The 6,245-nt window shown below is 43.4% G+C and carries 5 protein-coding genes and 4 tRNA genes; 6 read left to right on the forward strand and 3 right to left on the reverse strand.

Features of this window, described 5'->3' with window-relative positions:
* Nucleotides 1-606: 606 nt before the first annotated feature.
* Together pssA and ACED41_RS21310 are read right to left on the reverse strand one after the other, a co-directional pair.
* Nucleotides 607-1,947, reverse strand: coding sequence for a CDP-diacylglycerol--serine O-phosphatidyltransferase (pssA, locus tag ACED41_RS21305; protein ID WP_029235079.1), 1,341 nt, complete (start codon nt 1,945-1,947; stop codon nt 607-609).
* 91 nt (nt 1,948-2,038) lie between these two features.
* Nucleotides 2,039-2,470 carry a GNAT family N-acetyltransferase gene (locus tag ACED41_RS21310; protein ID WP_017059798.1) on the reverse strand — a complete coding sequence of 144 codons (432 nt, stop codon included), beginning with the start codon at nt 2,468-2,470 and terminating at the stop codon, nt 2,039-2,041.
* A 66-nt stretch (nt 2,471-2,536) separates the two neighbouring features.
* Here ACED41_RS21310 and murB point away from each other — a divergent pair, with 66 nt between their 5' ends.
* Together murB and birA are read left to right on the forward strand one after the other, a co-directional pair.
* Entirely contained in the window at nt 2,537-3,583 is a 1,047-nt protein-coding gene (murB, locus tag ACED41_RS21315; RefSeq protein ID WP_017059799.1) for a UDP-N-acetylmuramate dehydrogenase, read from the forward strand.
* Entirely contained in the window at nt 3,580-4,545 is a 966-nt protein-coding gene (gene birA, locus ACED41_RS21320; RefSeq protein WP_017059800.1) for a bifunctional biotin--[acetyl-CoA-carboxylase] ligase/biotin operon repressor BirA, read from the forward strand. Before murB ends, birA begins: the two co-directional genes overlap by 4 nt.
* A gap of 7 nt (nt 4,546-4,552) precedes the next feature.
* Here the strand turns inward: birA and coaA are convergent, their stop codons facing one another.
* The gene (gene coaA, locus ACED41_RS21325) at nt 4,553-5,476 is read right to left on the reverse strand and encodes a type I pantothenate kinase (protein WP_017066910.1); all 924 of its coding nucleotides are present in this window, start codon (nt 5,474-5,476) and stop codon (nt 4,553-4,555) included.
* Nucleotides 5,477-5,686: 210 nt separating this feature from the next.
* Between coaA and ACED41_RS21330 the strand changes: the two genes are divergently transcribed.
* The 4 genes from ACED41_RS21330 to ACED41_RS21345 all read left to right on the forward strand — a co-directional run bounded on the left by ACED41_RS21330 (nt 5,687) and on the right by ACED41_RS21345 (nt 6,094).
* Nucleotides 5,687-5,762 (forward strand) — tRNA-Thr (locus ACED41_RS21330).
* Between the two features lie 44 nt (nt 5,763-5,806).
* Nucleotides 5,807-5,891: transfer RNA gene (locus tag ACED41_RS21335), tRNA-Tyr, on the forward strand.
* A gap of 39 nt (nt 5,892-5,930) precedes the next feature.
* Nucleotides 5,931-6,005: transfer RNA gene (locus ACED41_RS21340), tRNA-Gly, on the forward strand.
* A 13-nt stretch (nt 6,006-6,018) separates the two neighbouring features.
* Nucleotides 6,019-6,094 (forward strand) — tRNA-Thr (locus tag ACED41_RS21345).
* The last annotated feature ends 151 nt before the right edge of the window (nt 6,095-6,245 follow it).

Consider the following 6,245-nt stretch of genomic DNA (forward strand, 5'->3'; position numbering starts at 1 on the left):
TTCACAATAATTCATCAATCTTAATTAGATCACATTTTTACTTTAATTGGTATAAAGACACCGAGCCCCTGCACTTCATGCTATTCCGGCACATATCAGAAAGCCTAGTCTGACGACTAGGCTTTCGTCGTTTCCTGCGTATGTGTTTTGGGTTTTAGTAGTAGATCCTTATCGCTAGCTATGAAGTACTTCTCTATATATCGGGAGGTGCTGCTTGGGAATATAGGTGGTCACTTCTAACTCTTAAGCTAAATAGAGCAGAGCACTAATCTGATTGTTTTACTATGTGAAATTCTCTATCGCGTACGTACTTCGCCCTAAGGAGTGAGACTTTATTGCTTGAATACGTAAAGGGTAATTGTCGATTATGTTCGTATTGGTACTCGTTTAGCTGCTATCTAAACCATACCTGATACACGTATCTGGAACCCTGAGACTGACTAAGGAAAAGGTAGGATGCTTAACACTTCAAGCTATCACACTCACTGTGCATAAATAGAGATGTTGATTCGAAAGACCATCAAACAAACCTAAATAGCTATCTCGTAGATACAAAAACGCCTAGCGTTTGCTAGGCGTTGATAAATAGTGTCTCTAATACATCGACTACAGTATTTGCTTAAGCACCCTATCGGCTTTCACACGAGTGATCTTACGAATCAACTTCTGAACTTCCATCGGGTAGCTCTCTACCTTGTCTAACTGCTTATAAGTACAGATAAGCTGAGTGTGTTGAAGGATGTTATCCACTTCAGCCTGAAACTTGTCTGTTAGGTGATGGTAGTTATCTTGGATAAAGATACCGTTCTCTAGATCCAACTTCCATGCGCGTGGATTTAGATTATTACCTGTTAGTAGCATGTAGCGCTTATCTACCCAAATGCCCTTTAGGTGGAAGCTATTGGAATCGTGTTGCCAAAGTCGAATTGATAGATTACGGCTAGCAATATGAGCTTCATTCGCTTTAGCGAAACGGCGTAAGTTCAGTTCGTAAAGGTATGGCAAACCACCAATCGTTTTAAACTCTTCTTCTGGTGAGATAAAGAAATCATTCGCTGTCTTATCACCAACAACAATGCTGACCTTTACGCCACGCTTAAGTGCTTTCTTCACTTCTTTAGCTAGGCTAGGTGGGAAGTTGAAGTAAGGTGTGCAGATGAAGATTTCATCTTTAGCTTGAGCGACGAGTTGGTTGATTCCCTGATTCAGACGGTTACGTCTTTTACCGATACCAACCAATGGTGTTACAGCCACTTGCTCTGCTGAAACCTCTTGCCCTTCGAATTGATACTGAGACCTTGCCAATGATGCTCGAAACTGACGAATCGCTGGTTTCAGTTCTTTGGTCGCAGGCTTGTTCTTATCAGCCAGGTCATAAACAGCGCTGTCCGCAACCATCTGTTCGTGTACGTAGGCAAACATTGAGTCAGCAAGAGCTGCATTGTTTAAAACATGGTAACGATCAAAGCGATAGCGGTCATGGTAATTCAGATAGATATTGTTAAGGCTTGCACCGCTGTATATCACGCTATCATCGACGATAAAGCCTTTTAAGTGCAATACGCCAAAGACTTCTTTGCCGCGAACGGGAATGCCATAGACAGGCACAGAATGTTGATATTTCTCTGCGAACTCTTTATACATGGCTGCATTGCCTTCAGAAGACTCTGCGCCAATCAATCCACGCTGCGCCCGGTGCCAATCGACACAAACGCTCACGTCTAATTCTGGATTCTTTTGCTTTGCTTCATATAAGGCAGTTAGGATCTCACGGCCAGCCTCATCATCTTCAAGATACAAAGCGACTAAACTAATACGAGTCGTTGCGCGAGATATTTCATCAAGTAGGCGAGTTCGAAACTCTTGCGCTGATAGTAGTACTTCAAACTTGTCAGGATTCTGCGCTATGGTTGGCAACTGTATGAATGGATTCCTACTGGCAATCATATTGACTGTTTTACCTTAAAAATATGCAAAATTGCGAACTTTTAATTTTACCAAAGGGATAGCACCAAATACTAGATAATCGAGGCATTCTCTAACAATTTTGCTGATAATGCATAGGAATGAGATCTTTTCCGCTATTCGAATAGCGCTCGTATAAAACTCTTAAACCATTTGGTAGATCTTTAGGGTCTACTTGTACGAATTTGTGTCGCGCGTAAAAATTGGTGAGATGAGCGTACGCAAAGCAGTAATCATCTTCCGTAAGCGTATGTTGCGCACAATAATCCATAAGCTGGGAGCCTAATTGCTGACCACGATGTTGTTTTGATATCGCCATACCGGTAAGTAAGCGATTATTTTCTATTGTACGAAAACGCACGACACCGCACAGTTCGTTATTCAGCAATAACGAATAGATCAGTTCACTCTTATTCGCTTTTCCCGTTGGGTAATGTTCTTTATAGAAACGTTTAACTAGGGGAACCTTTACTGGGTCTAATTGAGTAATGATGACATTGTTCATTCAGTCACTGCGCCATTGGTTTATCTGCTGTAGAATGACCGCAGTGTAAGTTAATTGAATATCGCCATGCAATTCCATCTCAATGCTAGTTTAAAAAATGTTCATACTTTTTCCATCGATCAGACGTGTGATGCGTTGGTTGAAGTCACCACTACCGAAGAACTTATTTCGCTTTACAAAGACCCTAAATGGTCAGCTTTGCCTAAGTTAATACTGGGTAAGGGCAGTAATATGCTTTTTACTGAGCACTTCGCTGGCCTGGTCATCGTGAATAAATTAGCCGGGATTGAGCTGGCCGAGACGGACAGTCATCACCTACTGCATGTGAGTGGTGGCGAGGATTGGCCAAGCTTGGTTGAGTGGAGTGTGGATAAAGGGCTGGGTGGTCTAGAAAACCTAGCAATGATACCCGGCTGTTCCGGCTCTGCTCCGATTCAGAATATTGGTGCGTATGGTGTTGAGCTACAAGACGTATGCGAGTATGTCGATATCCTGTGTCTGGATACTTATACAGTTAAGCGATTAAGCAAAGAAGAGTGTCTCTTTGGTTACCGAGATTCTATTTTCAAACACGCTCTCTACGATAAAGCGATTGTTGTTGCGATTGGTTTAACGTTGCCGAAAGAGTGGGAGCCATGCAATCACTATGGCCCGTTAAAAAGCCTAGCAGCCGATACGCTCTCCCCTCGCACTATATTTGATGAAGTGTGTGCTATCCGTTCAAGTAAGCTGCCAGACCCTAGAGTACAAGGGAATGCGGGTAGCTTCTTCAAAAACCCTGTGATCACCAAAGATCATTTTGATCGCTTGTTAGCTCTATATCCAAATATGGTTGGTTATGAGAGTAATGACATGATCAAAGTTGCTGCTGGCTGGCTGATTGATCAATGCCAGTTCAAGGGTGTGACAGAAGGTGGCGCTCAGGTTCACCCCAACCAAGCATTGGTTATTATCAATTATGATGAGGCTTCTGCTGTGGATATCCTTAAGCTTGCAGAGCGAGTGCGCCAGTCCGTTTTGAATAAATTCGATATTCGATTGGAACATGAAGTGCGCTTTATGGGACGAGACTGCGAGACAAACTTGGATAAGGCTTTGGAGTCATTGGCATGAGAGAGCACAGTACCAAGCTTGCACTATTGAGATGTCTTGCTGACGGTGAGTTTCATTCAGGTGAAGACCTAGGTGAAATGATTGGCGTATCACGAGCGGCTATCAGTAAGCACATTAAAGGTATTCAAGAGTGGGGTTTAGATATCTACCGAGTACAAGGCAAGGGTTACAAACTAGCCAGTCGTTTGGATATGCTTGACCAAGACAAATTGTCTGCAGTTAGTCGCGATGCTTCTCTTGAACTCATTCCCATCATAGGTTCTACAAACCAACACCTATTAGAGCGCACTAACACCCTCGAATCGGGTTCTGTCTGTATTGCTGAATATCAAGCTGCGGGTCGTGGACGCCGTGGACGAGAGTGGGTATCACCATTTGGTGCAAACCTCTATCTTTCAATGTATTGGAGACTCGACGCGGGGATGGCTGCCGCAATGGGCTTAAGCCTTGTGGTTGGTGTAGCTGTTGTTGAAGCTTTGGAAGAGATGGGCGTAGAAGGTGTAAAGCTTAAATGGCCGAACGACCTTTACCACAATGACAAGAAGCTTGCAGGTATCTTGGTCGAGCTGTCAGGACAGTCTGGCGGCGCTGCGCATATTGTGATTGGTTTAGGGCTAAACCTATCCATGGATCCAACAACATCAGGTATTGGCCAGCCATGGACTTCCCTTAAAGAAGTGTGTGATGGGAAGGTGCCAGACCGTAACCAGTTAGCGCAGGCTCTGATCAATGCTTGGGATAAGTCACTTGTCGACTACGAGTTGAAAGGAATGTCCAATTTTTTAGAGCGTTGGAACCGCTTGGATAATTTCTTAGGTCGCAATGTTAGATTGATCATTGGACCTAGAGAAATTGAAGGTGTTGTTCAAGGCATCGATGAACAAGGTGCTGTATTGCTCAAAACTGAGAATGGTGTCGAGAGCTATATTGGTGGCGAGATATCGCTAAGAAAAGGCGACTAAGGCGTTACTATTTTCTTAGTAACACTTCTTCAACCATATGATCTGCGCCTTTACGTAGAATCAGGTGAGCCCTTTCTCTTGTCGGAAGGATATTTTGTTCAAGGTTCAAGCCATTAATTGAACTCCAGATACCTTCTGCTTTGTCCAATGCGGCTTGGTTCGATAATTTAGTGTAATGACTAAAGTAAGAGCCAGGCTTAGTAAACGCGCCATCGCGGAATTTCATAAAGCGATTGACGTACCACTCTTTGATTTGTTGGCTATCAGCGTCAACATAGAGTGAGAAATCAAGGAAGTCTGAAATAAACACGCGATGTGGTTCGTGTGGATAATTCATTCCGGTTTGTAAGACATTAAGTCCTTCAATAATAAGCACATCTGGTAGGTCGACGCACTTAACGTCATCAGTAATATTGTACGTAAGATGCGAGTAAACAGGGGCTGTGACATTTCTCTTGCAAGCTTTTACATCCGAAACAAAGTTCACTAAACGCTTGATATCGTAAGATTCAGGAAAGCCCTTTTTGCTCATCAACCCTTTCTCTTCTAACACCTCGTTTGGATATAAAAAGCCATCGGTTGTCACTAGTTCAACTTTTGGGTGGTTTTCCCAGCGAGAGAGTAGGGCTTTAAGCAGACGCGCAGTGGTACTTTTGCCAACAGCTACGCTACCCGCAATACCGATGATAAAAGGTGGCGCTTTCTCTTTCTTATCTAGAAATTGGTGGAGTACCGAGTTTCTATTCTGTCTGGCTGCCACATAGAGGTTCAATAGACGAGATAGCGGTAGATAGATCTCTACTGCCTCTTCCATTGTGAGCTTTTCATTGATGCCTTGAAGCTCTTTTAAGTCGCTCTCAGAAAGTGTCATCGGAACTAAATTCCTTAGCTCAGACCAACGTTCGCGGTCAAATGACATAAATGGGCTCATACAAAACTCTATAGTGGATAACAAAACAAGTGCATGGAAAATACATCAAGCGATAGATAAATAAAATATCTTCCTGTACTAGATGCGGGTTAAAGACGTAAACCTTGAGCTAAATAGCCGTATGTAGGAGTTTGGTCAGAGAATTTTGCACTTTTTTTCAATTTACTATTGCAAGGTGGAAAATCATTCAATAAAATGCGCCCCACTTGTGCCGACTTAGCTCAGTAGGTAGAGCAACTGACTTGTAATCAGTAGGTCACCAGTTCGATTCCGGTAGTCGGCACCACTTTCTCCCTTCCTATAAGGCAAGCGAGAGAAAGCTCAAAATTTGGAGAGGTTCCCGAGTGGCCAAAGGGAGCAGACTGTAAATCTGTTGGCACTGCCTTCGATGGTTCGAATCCGTCCCTCTCCACCATATTCTAAAGGTTAAATAGCTCAAACAGAGTTACGTGTTGCGTGCATCGTATAATGGCTATTACCTCAGCCTTCCAAGCTGATGATGCGGGTTCGATTCCCGCTGCACGCTCCAACTCATTTTGTGTGCTGATATAGCTCAGTCGGTAGAGCGCACCCTTGGTAAGGGTGAGGTCCCCAGTTCGACTCTGGGTATTAGCACCAGTCTAAAGCTTCTTCTCCTTTAATAAAGAAAACCATTTTTTTTGGTTGCGTGGTCTTATTTTAAGCCACCTAATCCGTACCTAGAGGGACACCCCATGTCTAAAGAAAAATTTGAACGTACGAAACCGCACGTAAACGTTGGTACTATCGG

This window comes from Vibrio sp. 1F255, assembly GCF_041439145.1.
In the GTDB taxonomy this organism is placed as follows: domain Bacteria; phylum Pseudomonadota; class Gammaproteobacteria; order Enterobacterales; family Vibrionaceae; genus Vibrio; species Vibrio crassostreae_C.